At 72.3% G+C, this 20,885-nt stretch carries 17 protein-coding genes and 1 pseudogene; all 18 read left to right on the plus strand.

From position 1 onward, the window contains the following. Positions 1-9 precede the first annotated feature (9 nt). Complete coding sequence (locus AB0K07_RS00430) at positions 10-870, plus strand: DNA-formamidopyrimidine glycosylase family protein (RefSeq protein ID WP_363749828.1); 861 nt, start codon at positions 10-12, stop codon at positions 868-870. A 264-nt stretch (positions 871-1,134) separates the two neighbouring features. After that, positions 1,135-2,706, plus strand: a complete 1,572-nt coding sequence (locus tag AB0K07_RS00435; protein ID WP_363751343.1) for a sugar transferase — start codon at positions 1,135-1,137, stop codon at positions 2,704-2,706. Positions 2,707-2,744: 38 nt separating this feature from the next. Then, positions 2,745-3,971, plus strand: a complete 1,227-nt coding sequence (locus tag AB0K07_RS00440) for a histidine kinase (protein WP_363749830.1) — start codon at positions 2,745-2,747, stop codon at positions 3,969-3,971. 23 nt (positions 3,972-3,994) lie between these two features. Beyond that, complete coding sequence (locus tag AB0K07_RS00445; protein WP_363751345.1) at positions 3,995-4,756, plus strand: LytTR family DNA-binding domain-containing protein; 762 nt, start codon at positions 3,995-3,997, stop codon at positions 4,754-4,756. A 137-nt stretch (positions 4,757-4,893) separates the two neighbouring features. Continuing rightward, complete coding sequence (locus tag AB0K07_RS00450) at positions 4,894-5,544, plus strand: DUF5701 family protein (protein WP_363749832.1); 651 nt, start codon at positions 4,894-4,896, stop codon at positions 5,542-5,544. 200 nt (positions 5,545-5,744) lie between these two features. Further along, complete coding sequence (locus AB0K07_RS00455; protein ID WP_363749834.1) at positions 5,745-6,422, plus strand: response regulator transcription factor; 678 nt, start codon at positions 5,745-5,747, stop codon at positions 6,420-6,422. Continuing rightward, positions 6,419-7,501: a HAMP domain-containing sensor histidine kinase gene (locus tag AB0K07_RS00460; protein ID WP_363749836.1), complete on the plus strand. Its 1,083-nt coding sequence runs from the start codon at positions 6,419-6,421 to the stop codon at positions 7,499-7,501. The genes AB0K07_RS00455 and AB0K07_RS00460 overlap by 4 nt, the downstream gene beginning before the upstream one ends. Then, positions 7,498-9,477, plus strand: coding sequence for a DUF4173 domain-containing protein (locus AB0K07_RS00465; RefSeq protein WP_363749838.1), 1,980 nt, complete (start codon positions 7,498-7,500; stop codon positions 9,475-9,477). The genes AB0K07_RS00460 and AB0K07_RS00465 overlap by 4 nt, the downstream gene beginning before the upstream one ends. 44 nt (positions 9,478-9,521) lie before the next feature. Then, the gene (locus AB0K07_RS00470; protein WP_363749840.1) at positions 9,522-9,935 is read left to right on the plus strand and encodes a hypothetical protein; all 414 of its coding nucleotides are present in this window, start codon (positions 9,522-9,524) and stop codon (positions 9,933-9,935) included. A gap of 1 nt (position 9,936) precedes the next feature. Next, positions 9,937-11,577 carry a cation acetate symporter gene (locus tag AB0K07_RS00475; protein WP_363749842.1) on the plus strand — a complete coding sequence of 547 codons (1,641 nt, stop codon included), beginning with the start codon at positions 9,937-9,939 and terminating at the stop codon, positions 11,575-11,577. A 105-nt stretch (positions 11,578-11,682) separates the two neighbouring features. Beyond that, the gene (locus AB0K07_RS00480; protein WP_363749844.1) at positions 11,683-12,447 is read left to right on the plus strand and encodes an ABC transporter ATP-binding protein; all 765 of its coding nucleotides are present in this window, start codon (positions 11,683-11,685) and stop codon (positions 12,445-12,447) included. Further along, positions 12,432-14,135, plus strand: a complete 1,704-nt coding sequence (locus tag AB0K07_RS00485; RefSeq protein ID WP_363749846.1) for an ABC transporter permease — start codon at positions 12,432-12,434, stop codon at positions 14,133-14,135. Before AB0K07_RS00480 ends, AB0K07_RS00485 begins: the two co-directional genes overlap by 16 nt. Positions 14,136-14,245: 110 nt before the next feature. Continuing rightward, positions 14,246-14,779, plus strand: a pseudogene (locus AB0K07_RS00490) (flavin reductase family protein); the annotation flags it as partial. Between the two features lie 172 nt (positions 14,780-14,951). Continuing rightward, positions 14,952-15,317 (plus strand): DUF485 domain-containing protein, encoded by a 366-nt coding sequence (locus AB0K07_RS00495; protein ID WP_363749848.1) that lies wholly within the window; start codon positions 14,952-14,954, stop codon positions 15,315-15,317. Next, positions 15,295-16,986, plus strand: coding sequence for a cation acetate symporter (locus AB0K07_RS00500; protein WP_363749850.1), 1,692 nt, complete (start codon positions 15,295-15,297; stop codon positions 16,984-16,986). Before AB0K07_RS00495 ends, AB0K07_RS00500 begins: the two co-directional genes overlap by 23 nt. Positions 16,987-17,078: 92 nt before the next feature. Beyond that, positions 17,079-18,056 (plus strand): NAD-dependent epimerase/dehydratase family protein, encoded by a 978-nt coding sequence (locus AB0K07_RS00505; RefSeq protein ID WP_363749851.1) that lies wholly within the window; start codon positions 17,079-17,081, stop codon positions 18,054-18,056. Positions 18,057-18,132: 76 nt separating this feature from the next. After that, positions 18,133-19,359 (plus strand): LCP family protein, encoded by a 1,227-nt coding sequence (locus AB0K07_RS00510; RefSeq protein WP_363749852.1) that lies wholly within the window; start codon positions 18,133-18,135, stop codon positions 19,357-19,359. A gap of 282 nt (positions 19,360-19,641) precedes the next feature. Continuing rightward, positions 19,642-20,820 (plus strand): LCP family protein, encoded by a 1,179-nt coding sequence (locus AB0K07_RS00515; RefSeq protein ID WP_363749854.1) that lies wholly within the window; start codon positions 19,642-19,644, stop codon positions 20,818-20,820. The last annotated feature ends 65 nt before the right edge of the window (positions 20,821-20,885 follow it).

Raw genomic sequence — 20,885 nt, forward strand, 5'->3', positions numbered from 1 at the left:
CGTTGGCTGGTGCCCGAACTACCGGAGGTTGAGGCGCTCGCGGGTTACCTGCGGCAGCGCGCGGTGGGGCGGCGTGTCGACCGGCTCGAGGTCGCCGCGATCAGCGCCCTGAAGACGTACGACCCGGCACCGACCGCGGTGGCCGGGCGGGCGGTGGTCGACGCCCGCCGGCACGGCAAGTTCCTCGACGTGCTCGTCGAGGGCGACCTGCACCTGGTGGTCCACCTGGCCCGGGCGGGCTGGCTGCACTACCGGGAGGCGTTCCCGTCCACCACCCCGCTGCGCCCCGGCAAGGGCCCGATCGCGCTGCGGGTCCGCCTCGACGACGGCTCGGGCTTCGACCTCACCGAGGCGGGCACGCAGAAGAAGCTGGCCGCGTACCTGGTCACCGATCCGGCGGCGGTGCCCGGGGTGGCCAAGCTCGGCCCGGACGCGCTCGCCGCCGACCTGCCCACCTTCACCGAGCGGCTGCGCAGCCGGCGCGGGCAGGTCAAGGGGGTGCTGACCGACCAGTCGGTGCTGTCCGGGGTGGGCAACGCGTACTCCGACGAGATCCTGCACGCGGCCAAGCTGTCCCCGTTCGCGATCACCGACCGGCTCACCGACGCCCAGCTCGCTACCCTGCACGCGGCCACCCGGCAGGTGCTCGGCGACGCGGTCGAACGGTCCCTCGGGCAGCGGGCCGCGGAGCTGAAGGGCGAGAAGCGCTCCGGGTTGAAGGTGCACGCCCGCACCGGCCTGCCCTGCCCGGTCTGCGGTGACACCGTGCGGGAGGTGTCGTTCGCCGACTCGAGCCTCCAGTACTGCCCGACCTGCCAGACGGGCGGCAAACCGCTCGCTGACCGACGGTTGTCCCGACTCGTACGGTGAGTAATCCCACTGGGCGACTACGGAGCGGAATCGGCCGGAGTGAGCCGAAGCTCCAGTCCACGGTTCCCGCTACCGGCGTATCCATCGGTATAGTGGCCCGGTCCCCGGCTTCTGAAATGGTGCGGAGCCGGCCAGATCCCGCCGGCACCATCGGTCGCCAATCTCCCTCGGGGCAGCGACCGGTTGGAGGCCGCGTGGGAGACTGGGACGGTGGGCGACCCGGGCCCTCACTGCGAGTGAGCGGCACGTGTCATGCGGGAGGACATGGGTGAGGTGACGACACGCCTCCAGCGCCCGGTAACCAACGAAGGCCGGAGCAGACTCGTGCGGCACGTCGACAGCTTCGAGATCCAGCCGCCGACGCCGTCGTCGCACAACGGCGTACCCCGATCGGCGTGGGCCAGGGCGCGACGCCGTGTCTCCCGCTGGCACCGTCCCTACACGGCGATCCTCCTGCTGCTCGACTTCGGCGCTGCGGCGTTCGCCAGCTGGATCGCGATCCAGCTGTTCGACCAGGCCGCCTCCGGCTTCTCCGGCACCCAGCAGGACCCGACCTGGTTCCACACCGTCTCCTACCTGCTGCTCCCGCTCGGCTGGGTGGTCATCCTCTGGAGCAACCGGGCTTACGACCGGCGCTATCTGGGGCTCGGGCCCGACGAGTTCAAGCGGGTGATCCGGGCCGCCGTCACGGTCGCGGCCAGCGTCTCCTTCCTCGCCTTCGCCACGAAGACCGCGCTGTCCCGGTGGACCGTCGGCACGGCGCTGCTCGGGGCGCTGCTGCTGATCCTGTGGGGCCGGTTCGTGGCCCGCTGGGCGCTGCACTACATCCGCCGGCGCGCCGGTCAGGCCGCGCACCGGATGGTGCTGGTCGGCACCCTGCCGGAGTGCCTGGAGGTCTACGCGGCGGTCACCCGCAGCCCGAACGCCGGGCTGGTGCCGGTCGCCATCCACATCACCGACGGTTACGCCGCAGCCCGGGGGATGCCGACTCCGGTGCCGGTGCACGCCGGCCGGGACGTGCTGGCCCTGGTCCGGGAGGTCGGTGGGGACACCATCGCCGTCTGCGGGTCGGCCAGCGCCGAGCCGGGCGAGCTGCGCCGGCTGGCCTGGCAGTTGGAGGGCTCCGGCGTCGACCTGGTGGTCGCCCCGCAGCTGACCGACATCGCCGGTCCCCGGGTGCACATCCGGCCGATCGAGGGTCTGCCGCTGCTGCACGTCGAGGAGCCGACCCTGTCCGGGCCGGCGCTGCTGGCCAAGAACCTGCTGGACCGGGTCGCCGCCGGCCTCGGCCTGCTGCTGCTGATCCCGCTCTTCGTCTCCATCGCCGTGGCGATCCGGATCTCCGACCCCGGGCCGGTCTTCTTCCGTCAGCCCCGGGTGGGGCACGAGGGGCGCACGTTCCGGGTGTGGAAGTTCCGGACCATGTACGTCGACGCCGAGGATCGGCTGGCCAGCCTGGTCGACCGCAACGAGACCGACGGCATGCTGTTCAAGATGAAGGAGGACCCGCGGGTCTTCCCGGTGGGCCGATTCCTGCGGGCTTCCTCGCTGGACGAGCTGCCGCAGCTGATCAACGTGCTCTGGGGTGAGATGTCGCTGGTCGGGCCCCGCCCGTTGCCGGCCGACGACGGCGACTTCCTGGGCGACGTGCGCCGCCGTCTGCTGGTCCGCCCCGGCATGACCGGCCTGTGGCAGGTCTCCGGCCGCTCCGACCTGTCCTGGGACGAGTCCGTCCGACTGGATCTCTACTACGTCGACAACTGGTCGCTCGCGTACGACCTGAGCATCCTGTGGCGCACCGTCGGAGTGGTGCTGGCCCGCAAGGGCGCGTACTAGGGGTTGGCGCGGCGGGCCGGAGGGTCCAGGATCGCTGCGTGGGTGGCAACCTCTCCGCCGTCGTCGGCGTCGTCTCTCTGGTCACCGCGCTGACCGCGGCCCTGTTGGCGGTGCTGCGGCTGCGTGCCCGCCGGGGCATCGCCACCGCCACCCAGCGGGCCACCTACGAGGTGCTGCATACCGCCGGGCTGGCTGCCGAACCGCTGCGGGCGGGGCTGAGCGCGGCGGGCGCGGCGAAGGCCGTACGCCATCTGCGGGCCCTGGTGGGTGCGGTCGGGCTGGCGCTCACCGACGCCGACCAGGTGCTCGCCCTCGACGGACGCGGCGGGCACCACGGCGAGCAACTGCTCGCGGCGGCCCGCCGGACGGTGGACAGCGGACGCTCGACGGTGCTCGGCGAGTCTGAGCTGCACTGCGACCGGGTCGACTGCCCGATCCGGGGAGCCGTCGTCGCGCCGTTGCAGGGCGCGGACGGCCGGGTGGTCGGCGCGCTGGTGGCCATCGCCGACAGCGCCCCGGCTCCCGGGCTGGTGCAGGCCACCCTGGAGACCGCGCACTGGGCCGGCAACCAGCTCGCCCTGGCGGAGCTGGACTCGTCGCGGGAGCGGCTCGCGCGGGCCGAGATCCGGGCGTTGCGGGCGCAGATCAGCCCGCACTTCATCTACAATGCGCTGACCGCGATCGGGTCGTTCGTACGCACCGATCCGGAGCGGGCCCGCGAGCTGATCCTGGAGTTCGCGGAGTTCACCCGGTACTCGTTCCGGGCGCACGGGGAGTTCACCACGCTGGCCGAGGAGCTGCGGTCGATCGACCGCTACCTGACCATCGAGCGGGCCCGCTTCGGCGACCGGTTGCAGGTGCGGTTGCAGATCGCGCCGGAGGTGCTGCCGGTGACGCTGCCGTTCCTCTGCCTGCAACCACTGGTGGAGAACGCGGTCCGGCACGGCTTGTCCCGCAAGCCGGGCACGGGCATGGTGAGCATCGAGGCCCGGGACGCGGGCGCCGAGTGCCACATCACCGTGGAGGACGACGGGGTGGGAATGGATCCGACCACGCTGACCGCGGGCATCGCCGAACTCGCCCGCAGCGCCGGCGACCCCGGCGACGACACGGGCCAGCACGTCGGCCTCTCCAACGTCGACGAGCGGCTGCGGTCGGTCTTCGGTGACCGGTTCGGCCTGGTCGTCGAGACCGGGCTCGGCTCGGGCACCAGGGTGAGCATGCGGGTGCCGAAGTTCCACCCCGGCGTGCGGGCCGGGTCGTGAGCGAGCGAACCGGGACGGGCGCGGTGAACTCGTCCGGTTTCCTGCGGGTGCTGGCGGTGGACGACGAGCCGCCCGCGCTCGACGAGCTGGCGTACCACCTGCGGGCGGACCCCCGGGTGGCCCGGCTGCACACGGCGGGGGACGCCACCGAGGCGCTGCGGCTGCTCCGCGACGGCGACGTGGACGTGGTCTTCCTGGACATCCGGATGCCCGGCCTGGACGGCATGGAGCTGGCCCGGGTGCTGCGCCGGTTCGCCCGGCCACCGGCGATCGTCTTCGTCACCGCCTACGACGACGGCGCGGTGGACGCCTTCGACCTGGGCGCCACCGACTACGTGCGCAAACCGGTCCGCGCCGAGCGGCTGGCGGAGTCGCTGCGCCGGGTGATCGGCTCGCGGGTGGTGCCGTCGCACCCGGCGGCGCTGGCGCGGGCCGAGGATGATCCGACCATCCCGATCGAGTTGGCGGGCACCACCCGGATGCTGCCCCGCTCGGCGGTGCGGTGGGTGGAGGCGCAGGGCGACTACGCCCGGCTGCACACCGCTGAGGGCTCCCACCTGGTGCGGGTCTCGCTGGCCACGCTCGCGGAGCGGTGGGCCGACGCCGGTTTCGTCCGGGTGCACCGGTCGTACCTGGTGCAGTTGAAGTTGATCGCGGAGCTGCGGCTGGTCAACTCCGGTTACGTGGTGGTGATCGACGGGACGGAACTGCCGGTGAGCCGGCGGCACACCCGGGAGCTGAAGGACAAGCTGGTGCGGGCGGCGAAGCAGGACTGGAACCGCTGACCCCGGCTCCGGCACGGCGCCGGCCACGTCCGGCAAGGCGCGGACGTCGCCCGCAGGGGTTGCATCCTCGCAGCGGGAATAACCGGCTTCGGCGTACGTTGTACGGTACCCGGAACGGAACGACGAATGGAGCCGCCGTGTTCGACGCCGCCAGCGAATTCGACCGCCAGCTCGACCGCCTGGTGCAGCTGGACTACCCCGGCCTGGCCGGGCTGCCCGAGAGCGCCTTCCGCGACCTGGTCGCACCCCTGCGAGCCGAGGCGGTCGAGGGCGCCGCGGGCCTGCCCGCGCCCACCGAAGCCCGGGTGCCGTTCCTGCTGGTCACCACACGGGACCTGGTCCCGGTCGAGGCACGACTGGCGCTCACCACGCTCGCCGGCAAGCGCAAGCCCGGCTTCCTCGACCGGCACTACGCCGAGGGTGACCTGCCGCGCTTCGACCCGATCAAGGAGTTGGAGGTGCCCGAGGGCCCGGCGTACCTGCTCTTCGACGTCGACCGGGGCGAGGAGTTCCGCAACCTGGCTCCGGCCGAGGCGCTGGACGGGATGACCGCCCAGGGTCGGCTGCCGCTCACCATCGACGAGGGGCTCGCCTTCATCACGCTGCACCCGGCGGCGCTGGCCAGCAACAGGTGCTTCTCGCTGGTCGGATCGCGGTGCGGGGACAAGCGGGTGCCGGCGCTCTGGATCAGTCAGGGCGCACCGAAGCTGGGCTGGTGCTGGTTCGGCAACCCGCACACCTGGCTCGGCTCCGCGACGGCCCGCCCGGAGCGCGTCGGCCTGGGCTGACGCCAGGGCAGCGTCATCCACGGACCGGATGCCCGGTCGGGCGAAACGGCCCGACCGGGCATCGTCCACAGCGCGGCGCAGAATTTTCCGCAGGCCAGCCGCCGTGGAAACCGGGTTATCCACAGGCGTGACCCGTTCTCCACAGGTTATTCACAATGCCACCCACCGATCTCCACGCCGGCTCCCTACAGTCAGGGCCCATGAAGGAACGCCGGGTACTGGTGGTCGAGGACGAACGGACCATCGCCGAGTCGGTCGCCGCCCGACTCCGCGCCGAGGGATTCGCCGTGGAGATCGCTGCGGACGGCCCCAGCGCGGTCGAGCAGTTCCGCACCGGACAGCCGGATCTCGTCGTCCTCGACGTGATGCTGCCCGGCTTCGACGGGCTGGAGGTGTGCCGGCGGATCCAGGCCGTCCGACCGGTGCCGGTGCTGATGCTCACCGCCCGCGACGACGAGACCGACCTGCTGGTGGGGCTCGCGGTCGGCGCGGACGACTACCTCACCAAACCCTTCTCGATGCGGGAACTGGCCGCCCGGGTGCACGTCCTGCTGCGCCGCGTCGAGCGGGCCGCCGCCCCCGCCCGGCCCGCCATCCGGCTCGGCGACATCGAGATCAACGAGGCCGAGCGGCGGGTCCGCCGGGCCGGTGCGGACGTGCACCTCACGCCGACCGAGTTCGACCTCCTGGTCCACCTCGCCGGACGGCCCCGCACGGTGCTGCCCCGGGAACGGCTGCTCGCCGAGGTCTGGGGATGGGCCGAGGGGAGCGGCACCCGCACAGTGGACAGCCACGTCAAGGCCCTGCGCCGCAAGCTGGGCGCCGACCTCATCCGCACCGTGCACGGAGTCGGCTACGCCCTGGAGGTGCCGGCATGACCGCCACCCTGCTCACCCGCCTGGACCGGGTGCTGGAGCTGCTGCCCCGCCCGCTGGACCCGGTGCGCTCCATCAAGCTGAAACTGGGCGTGCTGCTGGTCGCCTCCGGCGCGGCCGGGCTGGCCTACTTCTCGTACGGCATCGGCTGGCCACCACCGGTGACCTCGGCGACCGCCATCGCCGTGGCCCTGCTCACCTCGCAGGTGCTGGCCCACGGGATGACCTCGCCGCTGCGGGACATGACGGCGGCCGCCGGGGCGATGGCCCGGGGCGACTACACCCGCCGGGTACGCGCCACGTCCCGGGACGAGGTGGGCGAGCTGGCGCAGGCGTTCAACAAGATGGCCGAGGACCTGCACGCCGCGGACCAGCGCCGGCGCGAGCTGATCGCCAACGTCTCGCACGAGTTGCGCACGCCGATCACCGCGTTGCAGGGCGTGTTGGAGAACATGGTGGACGGCGTGGCCGCGCCGGAACCCGCGGCGCTGCGTTCGGCGCTGGCCCAGACCGAGCGACTCGGCCACCTCGTCGCCGACCTGCTCGACCTGTCCCGACTCGACGCCGGGGTGGTCCCGCTGCGGCGGGTCCGCATGGACGTGGGCGACTTTCTCGACGAGGCCGTGGAGCACGCTACCGCGAGTGCCACCGGCGCGGGGCTGGACGTGCACTTCCAGCTCCGCGAGCTGGCGGTGCCCCTGACCGTGCACGCCGACCCGTGGCGGCTGCACCAGGTCTTCGCGAACCTGCTCGACAACGCGGCGCGGCACAGCCCGCCGGGCGGCACGGTGCGGTTGAGCGCTGAGGAACACGCCGGCCAGCTCCGCTTCGAGGTTAGCGACGAGGGCCAGGGGATCCCCTCCGCGGAGCGTTCCCGGGTGTTCGAGCGGTTCACCCGCGGTGATCGGTCGGCCGGCGGCGGGACCGGACTCGGCCTGGCCATCGCCCGCTGGGTCGTCGAACTGCACGGCGGCCGGATCGGGGTCCTCGATCCGGCCGGACCGGCCCGGGGTGACCGCCCCGGCTGCCGCATCCAGGTCACCATCCCGATCGACGGGTCATTCCGAGAAGAGGCCGCATGACCAGCCCCGGCAGCACCCCCGTCCCGGCCACCGGCCCGCAGCCTCCCGCTCCCCCCAGGCCCGGCCAGCCCTGGATCGGCCCCGGCCCGGCGTACCCCCCGGTGGCCGGGCGACCCCAACCCTGGCCATCGGCGCCCACCATGCCCCGACCGCCCTCGCTGCTCGAACGCCGCTGGCCCGGGCCGCCCGGCGCGGCCCGTCCGCTGGTGCTGGCCGCGTTGACGGTGGCCGCGGTCGTCGGCGCCTCCTCGCTGCCGATGGTTCGGCCGGGCCTCGGTTGGCTGGTGGCCGCGCTGGCCGCCGCGGCGGCGCTCGTCACCGCCAGCGTCGTCCGGTCCGGCACGTCGTCCCCAGCGGCGACGGTTGCGCCCCCGACGCCCTCCGGTCCAGAGACCAACCGGCCATCCCCGACCGCCGCGCCGGCCATGCCACCCGCGTCGGCGGCGCCTCCCACACCGACGGCACCGCCCGCGACCGCCACAGCGCCGACGCCGCCTGCGACCGCCACAGCGCCGAGGCCGGCCACGCCGCCCACCTCCGCGACGTCACCTGCGACCGCCACGCCGCCGACGCCGGCAACCCCGCCCGCGGCTGCCGAGCCGGCAGCACCGCCCACGTCCGCTGCGCCGGCAGAGCCGGCCACGACCCGGACGGACAGCGCGGCCCCCGAGCCGGCCACCGCCCGTCCCGGTGCCACGGGGGCACCGGGACGGGCGGCCCAGGCCGCCTGGGGCGCCGCCACCGTCACGCTGGTCGCCGTCGGTACGGTCCGGGCCGCCGGCTGGCTCTTCGTGCTCTGCCTGCTCGCCGCCGCGGTCACCGCGACGCTCGCGGTGACCGGCGGGCGAAGCCCGTTCGGGATGCTGGTGGCCGCGACGCTGCCGCCGGCCGCGACGGTCCGGGCGCTCCCCTGGGCGGTACGCGGGCTGCACCGCACCCGATCCGCGAGCCCCGAGATCGGGCGAATCCTGACCAGCCTCGCGGTCTCCGCCGGCCTGCTCGTGCTGTTCGGTCTCCTCTTCTCCTCCGCCGACGCGGTCTTCGCCGACCTGGTCGAGGGTCTGCTGCCCGACATCTCGGCGGGCGGTGTGCTCGGCTGGCTGTTCCGCCTGCTGCTGATCGGCGTGGCCCTGCTCGGCGGCGCGTACCTGGTCAGCCGCCCGCCCAACCTGGACGGCCTGCGACCGGCGCCGACCCGACCGGCGCACCGGCTGGAGTGGTCTCTGCCGCTGGCGCTGCTCGACGCCCTGTTCGCCGCCTTCGTGCTGGTCCAGCTGACGGTGTTCTTCGGCGGCGCGGGGCACGTGCTCCGCACCGCCGGGCTCACCTACGCCCAGTACGCCCGTGGCGGCTTCTGGCAACTGCTCGCCGTCACCGCGCTCACCCTGCTGGTGATCGCGATCGCCGCCCGCCGTGCGCCGAGGGCGACCCGGGCCGACCGGTTGCTGGTCCGCGCACTCCTCGGCACGCTGACCGTGCTCAGCCTGGTCGTCGTCGCCTCCGCGCTCTACCGGATGCAGGTCTACGCCGACGCGTACGGCGCCACCCGACTCCGGCTCGTCGTGGCGACCGTGGAGCTCTGGCTCGGGCTGCTCTTCGTCCTGGTCGGGGTGGCCGTGGTGCGGCTGCGCGCCGAGTGGCTGCCCCGGCTGGTGATCGGCACGGCGGTGCTGGCGCTGCTCGGGCTGGCCCTGGTCAACCCGGATCGGCTGATCGCCGACCGGAACGTCGACCGGTATCTGGAGACCGGCCGGCTGGACGTCGGTTACCTCTCGCGGCTCTCCGCCGACGCCGTACCGGCACTGGATCGGCTACCCGAGCCGCTGCGCTCGTGTGCGCTGCGAGAGATCGCCGACGAGCTGCCCCGGGACGGCCTCTGGGCGGCGAACCTGGGCCGGGAGCGGGCCCGGCGGGAGCTGGGTACGACTCCGGCGGCGACCCGCGCCACCGACTGTCCCGGTCTGCGGCGCTGGTGAGCGCGACCGCTTGACATTCCGGCAGGGCGGGCGAGACTGCCGGGGTGGCCAAGCAACTCCCTGACGTGGGGCTCGGCGGTACGGCACCGACGCCCCGCCGGACCCGGATCGTGCTGGCCGACATCACCCGGCAGAACAGCCGCGCCGAACGGACCCGCACCGAGCTGGCTCAGCAGACGCAGGTGGGTGAGGCGCTGGTCCGCGGCCTGGTCCGGGCCCAGCTCGCGCTGGCGCTGCGGCTGTCCCTGGTGGTGGCCATCGGGCTCGGCGGGCTGCCCTGGCTGTTCGCCATCGCGCCGTCGCTCGGCCGGACCACGGTCGCCGGCGTCAACCTGCCCTGGCTGCTGCTCGGTGTGGCCTCCTTCCCCTTCCTGATCGCGGTGGGCTGGGCGTACGTGCGGCTGGCCGAGCGCAACGAGCAGGACTTCACCGACCTGGTGCAGCGGCCGGAGCGCTGAGGTGGGCAACGACTACGTGGTCCCGGCCATCGTCGCGGTCACCCTGGTCACTGTCGGGATCGGCTTCTACGGGCTGCGGCTGGCCCGGACCACCTCCGATTTCCTGGTCGCCTCCCGGGCGATCAGTCCGACCTGGAACGCCGCCGCCATCGGCGGGGAGTACCTGTCGGCGGCGAGCTTCCTCGGCATCGCCGGCCTGGTCCTCAAGTACGGCGTGGACGTGCTCTGGTACCCGGTCGGGTTCGCCGCCGGCTACCTGGCCCTGCTGCTCTTCGTGGCCGCGCCGCTGCGCCGCTCCGGCGCGTTCACCCTGCCCGACTTCTGCGAACTGCGGCTGGGCTCGCGCCGGCTGCGCATCCTGGCCACCGCCTTCGTGATCTTCATCGGGTGGCTCTACCTGGTGCCGCAGCTCCAGGGCGCGGGGCTCACCCTGGCCACGGTGGCCGGCTCCCCGTACCCGCTCGGCGCCCTGCTGGTGGCTGCCGTGGTCACCGCGAACGTGGCGCTCGGCGGGATGCGGGCGATCACCTTCGTCCAGGCGTTCCAGTACTGGCTGAAGCTGACCGCGCTCGCCGTACCGGCGATCTTCCTGGCGCTGCAGTGGCACGCCGACGCACGCCCGGCGGTGACCCCGCCCGACGGGCCGACGTTCCGGACCGCGACCACCGTCGTGGTCGAGCATCGCGCGACCCTCACGCTGCCCGACGGTGACGTGCGAGAGGTACGCCCCGGCGACGAGTTGACCTTCGCTGCCGGTGACCGGGTGCCGGAGGTGTCCGGGGTGGCCACCGACGCCGACGACTGGTTGCTGCCCAGCGCCGCCGGTGACGACGACCGGGGTCTGTTCGCCACGTACTCGCTGATCCTGGCCACCTTCCTGGGCACCATGGGCCTGCCGCACGTGCTGGTCCGCTTCTACACCAACCCCGATGGCGCGGCGGCCCGCCGGACCACGCTGGTGGTGCTGGCCCTGGTCGGCGCGTTCTATCTGCTGCCCACCCTGTACGGGGTGCTCGGCCGGATCTACACCCCGCAACTACTGCTCAGCGGCCAGACCGACGCCGTGGTGGTGCTGCTGCCCGGGGCGGCCCTCGGCGACGGGCTGGTCGGGCGGCTGCTCGCCGCGCTGGTCGCGGCGGGCGCGTTCGCGGCGTTCCTCTCCACCTCGTCCGGGCTGCTGACCAGCGTCGCCGGGGTGATCTCGACGGACGTGCTCGGCCGGGGCTCGGTACGCGGGTTCCGGCTGGCCACCGTGATCGCCGGCGGTGTGCCCGCGGTGCTGGCGCTCAACGTCTCCGGGCTGGACGTGTCGCAGGTGGTCGGGCTGGCCTTCGCGGTGGCCGCGTCGAGCTTCTGCCCACTGCTGGTGCTCGGCATCTGGTGGCGCGGGCTGACCGACCTGGGCGCCGCCGCCGGGGTGCTGGTCGGCGGCGGCGCCGCGATCGGCGCGGTGCTGGTCACCGTGCTCGGCCCGGCGCTGTCCGGCTGGCCGGCCACGCTCATCGCGCAGCCGGCCGCCTGGACGGTGCCCCTGGCCTTCACCGTGATGGTCGCGGTGTCGATGGCGACCCGCCGGCGGGCTCCCGCCGACGTCGCCGCCACCATGCTCCGCCTGCACACCCCCGAAGCCCTCCGCATGTAAGGAAGGCACCTCGGGCGTAGGCCTCGGGAGATCCGTCCTGGGGATGACGACGGGTCCGCCTGCCGCCGGAGCGCGGAAATGGCGGTCGGCGGATAACGTCGGCTCATGACTGGTGAGCACCCCGCGCTCGCGCTGCGTGGCCTGGCGAAGCGGTTCGACGGCACGATCGCGGTGGCCGGCGTCGACCTGGACGTTCCCGCCGGCTCGTTCTACGGCCTGCTCGGCCCGAACGGCGCCGGCAAGACCACCACGCTGTCGATGGCGGTCGGGCTGTTGCGGCCGGACGCCGGTTCGGCCTGGGTGCTCGGGCACGACGTGTGGCGGGACCCGGTCACCGCCAAGCGGCTGCTCGGCGTGATGCCCGACGGGGTCCGGCTGTTCGACCGGCTGACCGGGGCGGAGCTGCTGGCGTACAACGGGCTCCTGCGCGGCATGGACCCGGCGGTGGTCGACCAGCGCGCCGCGGAGCTGTTGGACGTGCTGGCGCTCGGCGACGCCGGCCGGACGCTGGTGGTGGACTACTCGGCGGGCATGAAGAAGAAGATCGGCCTGGCATGCGCGCTGCTGCACGGCCCCCGGGTGCTGGTGCTGGACGAGCCGTTCGAGGCGGTCGACCCGGTCTCCGCCGCGCTGATCCGGGACATCCTCACCCGGTACGCGGCCGGCGGCGGCACCGTGGTCTTCTCCAGTCACGTGATGGAGGTCGTCGAGCGGCTCTGCTCGCATGTGGCGATCCTCGCCGGGGGCATCATCAAGCGGGTCGGCACGATCGCGGAGGTACGCGGCGACCGGTCGCTCGAGCAGGTCTTCGTCGAGGTGGTCGGCGGGCGTACGGCGACCGGCGAGGAGCTGTCGTGGCTCTCCCGGTGAGCGCCGCGGCCCCGAGCGCCGGGCCGGTCCGCCCGGTCTCCGCCCGGCACTTCCTGCGGCTGAAGCTGCGGGTGATGGGCAACAGCTTCCGGGGCCAGGGCTGGCGGATCGCGCTGTTCGTCGGCGGTGCGCTGGTCGGGCTCTGGTTCGCCGCCAGCGGGTTCTTCCTCTTCGCCGCGCCCGGCCTGGCGGACGAGGGCCGGTACGCGGTGCTGGTCGCCGCGGCCGGTGGCGGGGTGCTCGTGCTCGGCTGGCTACTGCTGCCGCTGGTCTTCTTCGGCGTCGACGAGACGCTGGACCCGGCCCGGTTCGCGCTGCTGCCGTTGCCGCGCCGCACGCTGGTCGTGGGCCTGTTCACCGCGGCCCTGGTGAGTGTGCCGGCCCTGGCGGTGCTGATCGCGACGTTCGGTCTGGTGCTCACCGCCTGGGCGCTGGGCGGTTGGTCCGCCGGCCTGGTGGCCGCCGTCGGTGTGGTCGCCGGGCTGCTGCTGTGCGTGGCCGCGAGCCGCGCGGTGACCAGTGCCTTCGCCACCATGCTGCGGTCGCGCCGGGTGCGTGACCTGGCGGCTGTCCTGCTGGCGGTGGCCGCCGCGCTGCTCGGCCCGTTGCAGATCTTCGGCCTGGCGGCGCTGCGCGAGACGGACTGGGACCGGCTGACCGGGGTGGCGACCGTGATCGGCTGGACGCCGTTCGGCGCACCGTGGACCGCCGGCATCGACGTGGCCCAGGGGCGGGTCTGGGCCGCTCCGCTCAAGCTGTTGATCACGGTGGTGGCGCTCGGCGCCCTGCTGGCCTGGTGGTCGCGGTCGCTGGAGTCGGCGATGGTGGGCGCGGTCAGCGCCGGCCGGGCCCCGGCTCGGCGGGGCGCCACCGGTGGCGCGGTCGCCCAGCTGTTTCCCCGGGTCACCGCCCGGATGCGTCGCGACCGGTTCGGTGCGCTGGTCGCCCGCGAGGCCCGCTACTGGTGGCGGGACGCCCGCCGCCGCGCCAACCTGATCACGATCGCGGTGGTCGGCATCTTCGTGCCGGTGATGATCAACCTTGGTGGCGCGGGCTTCGCGGCCGAGGGCGGGCAGGGTCCGACGATGGGTGCCGGCGACAGCTCACCGGTCCTGGTCACCCTCTCGATGCTCTTCGTCGGTGTGCTCGCCTCGGTCACCCTGGCCAACCAGTTCGGCTTCGACGGCAGCGCGTACGCCGCGAACGTGGTTGCCGGCGTGCCGGGCCGCGTCGAGCTGCGCGCGCGGATGACGGCCTTCTCGTTGTACGTCCTGCCGATGCTGGCGGTCGTCGCCGTGGTGCTGTCGGTGGTGCTCGGCCACCCGGGGTGGATCGGGTTGACCACCGGCACCCTGGCCGCCACCTACGGCGCCGGGCTGGCCGTGAACAGTTTCGTCTCGGTGCTCGGGGCGTACTCGCTGCCGGAGACGAGCAACCCGTTCGCGATGAACAGCGGCGCGGGCGTGGCGAAGGGCCTGCTCACCCTCCTGGCCATGGTCGCCTCGGCGGTCGCCGCGGTGCCGATGGTGGTGGCGGCGGCGCTGCTCGGCGACGCCTGGCTCTGGCTGGCCCTGCCGGTCGGCACCGCGTACGGGCTGGGCGCGGCACTGCTGGGCGCGTACCTGGCCGGTGACGTGCTGGACCGGCGGCAGCCGGAACTGCTGGCCACGGTCACGCCGCGCCGCTGAGCACCTGCTGGACGGCGGGCACTTCGTGCTCGACACGCGGGCCGGCGAGGTGGCCGACCTGGTCCGGACCTTCGCCGGCCGGGTCCTCGCAGCGGGGCGGTGGGGTCACAATGTTTCACGTGAATCATGAGCCGGGTGCCGAGATCCACCACACCGATCCGTTCGCGGTGCCGACCGGGCAACGGTCGCCGGTCCGCCGGCTGCGCGGTCGGCTCGCCGCGCCGGTGACCCTCTGGACCGCGCCCGGGCCGGCCGGGCTGACCGTCTCGTCCACTCTGGTCGCCGAGGGTGAGCCCGACCGGCTGCTCGGACTGATCGACGCGGAGTCCGATCTGTGGGCGGCGGTCGAGGTGGCGGGCCGGTTCGCGGTCGCGCCGCTCGGCCCGCCACACCGGCAGCTCGCCGACCGGTTCGCCGGCCTCTTCCCCGCCCCGGGTGGGCTCTTCGCCACCGGGGCCTGGACCGACACCCCGTACGGCCCGGTCCCCGCGGACGCCGGCGGATGGGTCGGCTGCCGGCTCGACACCGCCCGGGAGTACGGCTGGGCCCTGCTGGTGGAGGCCACTATCGAGGCGGTCGACCTGGCCGAGGACACCAGTCCGCTGCTGCACTACCGCGGTCGCTACCACGAGCTGCCCGGCTGAACAGAGACCCGAGGGCCGACCGGTCACCGGAGTGATCTGGGTCACTCGGCGCAGCCAGCCAACCGCTCGGCGCAGTCGCCGACCGGCGTCGATCGCGGCCTTCCCCGGCGGGGAGCGCGCTCTTTACGGTGCGCGAAACTCCCCCAACGCCTGTGAAGGTGGTGATCCACAGATGTCCACGGACACACCCGCGCCGACCGCTTCCCAGCCGGACAGATACCTGGCCGTACAACGGTCGGACGAGTTCGCCGGGCTGCGGCGCGCGCTGCGCGGCTTCGTCTTCCCGATGACCGTCGCGTTCTTCCTGTGGTATGCGCTCTACGTCATTCTCTCCGCGTACGCCCGGGACTTCATGGGCACGAAGCTGTTCGGCAGCAATATCAACGTCGCGCTGGTCTTCGGCCTGCTCCAGTTCGTCTCCACGTTCGTGATCGCCTGGCTCTACTCCCGCTACGCCGACCGGAAGATCGATCCGGTCGCCGACCGGATCCGCGCCGAGATCGGGGAGGTGAACCATGAAGACGGTCCTCGCGGCTAATCCGCTCCTCGCTGCCGAGGCGGGCAACCACACCGCCCGCAACCTGACCATCACGCTGTTCCTGGTCTTCGTGGCGGTGACCCTGGCCATCACCATCTGGGCCAGCCGGCAGACCAAGACGGCCACCGACTTCTACGCGGGCGGCCGGTCCTTCTCCGGCTTCCAGAACGGCATGGCGATCGGCGGCGACTACATGTCGGCCGCCTCGTTCCTCGGCATCGCCGGCATCATCGCGCTCTACGGTTACGACGGCTTCCTCTACTCCATCGGCTTCCTGGTCGCCTGGCTGGTGGCCCTGCTGCTGGTCGCGGAACTGCTGCGCAACTCCGGCCGGTACACGATGGCCGACGTGCTGGCCTTCCGGATGCGCCAGCGCCCGGTGCGTACGGCGGCCGCGGTCTCCACCATCACGGTGTCGATCTTCTATCTGCTGGCCCAGATGGTGGGCGCCGGCGCGCTGGTCGCGCTGCTGCTCGGCATCCGGCCGGGGACGACCTTCCTCGGCATGGACGCGGCGACCGCCAAGGTCGCCACCATCATCATGGTCGGCGCTCTCATGATCATCTACGTCACCGTGGGCGGCATGAAGGGCACCACCTACGTGCAGATCGTCAAGGCGTTCCTGCTCATGGGCGGCGCGCTGGTGATGACCCTGCTGGTGCTGGCCAAGTACAAGTTCAACCTGTCGTCGCTGCTCGGCGACGCCGCCGCCTCGTCCGGCAAGGGCAGCGCGTTCCTCGAACCGGGATTGCGCTACGGCGTCGAGGTCGCCGGCAACGCGACACAGACCTTCTACAACAAGGTCGACCTGCTCTCGCTCGGCATCGCCCTGGTGCTCGGCACCGCCGGCCTGCCGCACATCCTGATCCGCTTCTACACCGTCCCGACCGCCAAGGCGGCCCGGAAGAGCGTGCTCTGGGCGATCGGCATCATCGGCACCTTCTACCTGCTCACCCTGGCCCTCGGCTTCGGCGCCGCGGCACTGGTCGGCAGCGAGGCGATCACCGCACAGGACAAGGCGGGCAACACGGCCGCACCACAGCTGGCCGAGGCGCTCGGCATCGACTTCCTCGGCGGCGACCTGGGCGGTGCGGCCCTGCTGGCGATCATCGCGGCGGTCGCCTTCGCCACCATCCTGGCGGTGGTGGCCGGGTTGACCCTGGCCTCCTCGTCCAGCCTGGCGCACGACTTCTACGCGAACGTCCTGAAGAGGGGTGAGGCGTCGGAGCGGCAGGAGGTACGGGTCGCCCGGATCTCCGCCCTGGTGATCGGCGCGGTCTCGATCCTGTTGTCGATCTACGCGCAGAACCTGAACGTGGCGTTCCTGGTGGCGCTGGCGTTCGCGGTCGCCGCCTCCGGCAACCTGCCGGCGATCCTCTACAGCCTGTTCTGGCGGCGTTTCAACACCTCCGGCGCGGTGTGGGCGATCTACGGTGGTCTGCTCTCGGCCGTACTGCTGGTGTTCTTCTCGCCGGTGGTCTCCGGGGCGGCGACGTCGATGTTCCCGGACCACGACTGGCAGTGGTTCCCGCTGTCCAACCCGGGCATCCTCTCGATCCCGTTCGGCTTCCTGTGCGGCTGGATCGGCACGCTCGTCTCCAAGGAGCACGACGAGGACAAGTACGCGGAGCTGGAGGTCCGTGCCCTGACCGGCGCGGGCGCCCACTGACCCGGGCACTTCCGTCCGGAAGGGCCCCCTGTCGACGCCGAGCGTCAACAGGGGGCCCTTCCCCGCATTTGGGGGTCGGTAGGCTGATCGGCATGAAGGTTGCTGAGCGCTTCGGTTCCGGTCACCGCATTCTCGTCACCGGCGGTGCCGGTTTCGTCCCGTCGCACCTGGTGGACGCCCTGATCGCCCGCGGGTGCACGGTGGTGGCGCTGGACAACTTCGTCACCGGCTCCAAGGAGAACGTCGCCCACCTCCTGGACCGGCCAACCTTCAGCCTGGTCGAGGCGGACATCTCCGACGGTCTGCCGACGCACCACCCGGCGCTGGCCGAGCGGTTCGACGCGATCCTGCACATGGCCTCGCCGGCCAGCCCCACTGACTTCGCCCAACTGCCGGTGGAGATCATGCGGGTCGGCTCGGTGGGCACCCTGCACCTGCTGGACCGCGCGGTCGCCGACGGCGCCCGGTTCCTGATGGCCTCCACCTCCGAGGCGTACGGGGACCCGAAGGAGCACCCGCAGCGCGAGACCTACTGGGGCAACGTCAACCCGATCGGGGTGCGCAGCGTCTACGACGAGGCGAAACGCTTCTCCGAGGCGGCCACGATGGCGTACCACCGCTACCGCGGGCTCGACGCGGCGATCGTCCGGATCTTCAACACGTACGGCCCGCGGATGCGTCCGGACGACGGTCGGGCGATCCCGACCTTCATCTCCCAGGCGCTGCGGGGCGAGCCGATCACCGTGCACGGGACCGGCAACCAGACCCGGTCCATCTGCTTCGTCGAGGACCTGGTGCGGGGCATCCTGCTGCTGCTCGACTCGACCGAGACCGGCCCGGTCAACTGCGGCACCGAGCACGAGCTCACCATGCGGCAACTGGCCGAGTTGATCGTGTCGCTCTCCGGCAGCAGCTCGGAAGTGACGTACATCACTCGCAGCGCGGACGACCCGGAGATGCGTCGCCCCGACCTGACCCTCGCCCGTGAACTGCTCGGATATGAGCCGACCGTGGCGCCCGAAGACGGCCTGCGACGCACGATCGAGTACTTCCGGGCGCGGCTAGGGTAACCGGCCGGCGACGCGTGGCCGCTGGTTGAGCATCGCCTGAGAGCGGTAGTGGCCCGCCCTACGTACCCTGAGTTACATGTCAGCGACCTCGTCTGCCGGCGTTCCACACCCGCACCTGCACCGCAGCGCGGGGCGCGCCTCCGTGCCCGGCCCCGACCGGGGCGCCTCCGGACGTGCCCGCCCGGCTGACGCGCGCTGGTACCCGTCGCCCGACGAGGAGCAGCCCCGGCCCGGTCGCCCCGAGGGGCCGAGGGGGCCCGGTGGCCCGGGTGGTGCCGGCGGGCCGGGCCGGCGCGGCCCACGGCCGCGCTGGGGCCGGATCGGCCTGGTGGCCGGCATCGCGGTGCTGGTGCTGGCGTTGCTCGGTGGCATCGGCGCATGGCTGTACGCGCGCAACCTCGACGGCGACCTGGCCCGGACCGATCCGTTCGCGGAGATCACCGGTGGCCGGCCGGCCAAGACCGTCGACGGCGCGCTGAACATCCTGCTGGTCGGCAGCGATTCCCGGGACCCGGACGCTCCGGTCGACACGAAGAGCCAGTGGCGCGCCGACACGATCATCGTGATGCACATCCCGGCCAACCATCAGGAGGCGTACCTCGTCTCCATCCCTCGTGACCTCTACGTGCCGATCCCGGAGAGCGCCGGCGCGGACTGCGGCTCCGGCCAGCGCGCGAAGATCAATGCGGCGTTCGCGTTCGGCGGACTGCCGCTCGCGGTCCGCACCGTGGAGTGCTTCACCGACGTCCGGATCGACCACGTGATGGCGATCGACTTCGCCGGCTTCAAGCAGGTCACCGACGCTCTCGGCGGGGTGGACCTAAAGGTGGAGCGGACCATCACCTCGATCCACAAGCCGTACCGGACATTCACCAAGGGCACCAACCACATGGACGGCGCGGAGGCGCTGGACTGGATCCGGCAGCGCAAGCAGTTTCCGGACGGTGACTTCGCCCGGATGCGGCACCAGCAGGAGTTCCTGCGGGCACTGCTGGACAAGGCGGCGAGCACGGGCACGCTGGCGAACCCGAAGAAGCTCAACGACTTCCTCCAGTCGGTGACCGCGGCCGCCACGGTCGACAAGGGGTTCTCGGTGACGGACATGGCGCTGCAGTTCCGCAACCTGCGCGGCGAGAACCTCACCTTCGTGACCAGCCCGAACTCGGGCAGCGCGACGATGAACGGCGAGTCGGTGGTGGTCTCCGACCGGGAGAAGGCGCTGGCCATGTACCGGGCCATGTCGGCGGACACCATGGCGGACTGGGTCAAGACCAACCCGCCCAAGGGCACCGACGGCGGCTGACCGGGCCGGGCGGCTGGCGACTTCGGTACGGCTCGTGGCGACCCGCCGCCCGCCCGACGGCGACGACCCGTTCGGTCATCGAGTGTCGACGATCGACCGACCCCGGCGGATCTGGCGTCCGGATTGACCCGGGATGAACTCGCCAAGTCGAATCGATGTACGTACAGTGGTGCCGCCCCCTCCTGATCACGAGCTGGAGCACGCATGCCGGTTCAGGCCAGCCGTCGCCCTTCGTCCACCGGGTCCGCCACCCCCAGCGGCCGGATCGCCACGTCCATACCGATGCAGCCGGTCCCCAAGGGCGGCGGTCCGGGTGGTCGCCCGCCCGGCGGCGGCGGTGGTCGGTCAGGCGACGGTCCGGCGAAGAAGCGCCCGAAGCGCAAGGACCCGCTCTGGGCCCGTCTGACGGTGATCTTCGGTGCCGTGCTGATGCTCAGCAGCGGAGTGGCCATCGTCGGCGGCAAGGTGCTGATCGGCCAGGCGACCGGGGACATCGCCCAGCGGGACCTGCTCGGCGGCGCCGGCAAGTCCGACGCCGAGGGCGGCGCGAATCTGGACGGCCCGATCGACATGCTGCTGCTCGGCGTGGACGCGCGGGAGCGGTGGGCCGCCGACGACGTCCGGTCGGACAGCATCATCATCCTGCACATTCCGGCCTCGCACGACCAGGCGTACCTGATCTCCATCCCCCGGGACACCGAGGCGCAGATCCCGGCGTTCCCGAAGAGCGGGTTCCCCGGCGGCACTGACAAGATCAATGCCGCCTTCCAGGCCGGCGCCCGCAACGGTGGCGGCTGGGAGGGCGGGGCCCAGCTGATGGCGCAGACGATCAAGCGGCTCACCGGAGTCAGCTTCGACGGTGCGGCGATCATCAACTTCGGTGGCTTCAAGAACGTCATCGACACCCTCGGCACGGTGAAGATCTGCGTGAGCCACGAGGTCAAGTCGAAGCACATGTCGTTCGTCGACGGCGAGCCGATGTGGAACGCCGACGCCAAGAAGACCGGCAAGCAGATGACCGCGGTGGTGCACAAGAAGGGCTGCCAGGAGATGGAGGGCTGGGCGGCCCTGGACTACGCCCGGCAACGCTACGGGCTGCCCGGTGGTGACTACGACCGCCAGCAGAACCAGCAGCAGCTGATCAAGGCGATGGCCCGCAAGGCCACCGAGGGCGGCACGCTGACGAACCCGGCGAAGCTCCAGCAGCTCATCAAGGCGGCGGGCAAGGCGTTCGTGCTGGACACCGGCGGGGTGCCGATCGAGAAGTTCATCTTCACCATGCGCGGCGTGACCGCGAACGATCTGACCATGCTCAAGACCAACAACGGCACCTTCAACGGCAACGAGAACAAGCGCGAGGCGTTGAACGCCGAGACGTTGGAGATGTTCCGGGCGATGAAGCAGGACAAGCTGGGCGAATTCGTCTTCGCTCACCCCGAGATGATGTCCAGCCGGAAGTGACGGCCGAGGCTGGTTCGGCTCGCCCCACCGGCGGCCGCCGGTCGGAAGTGCGGGAAAGCCGGTAA

Source organism: Micromonospora sp. NPDC049301, assembly GCF_040678715.1.
Lineage (GTDB): Bacteria > Actinomycetota > Actinomycetes > Mycobacteriales > Micromonosporaceae > Micromonospora.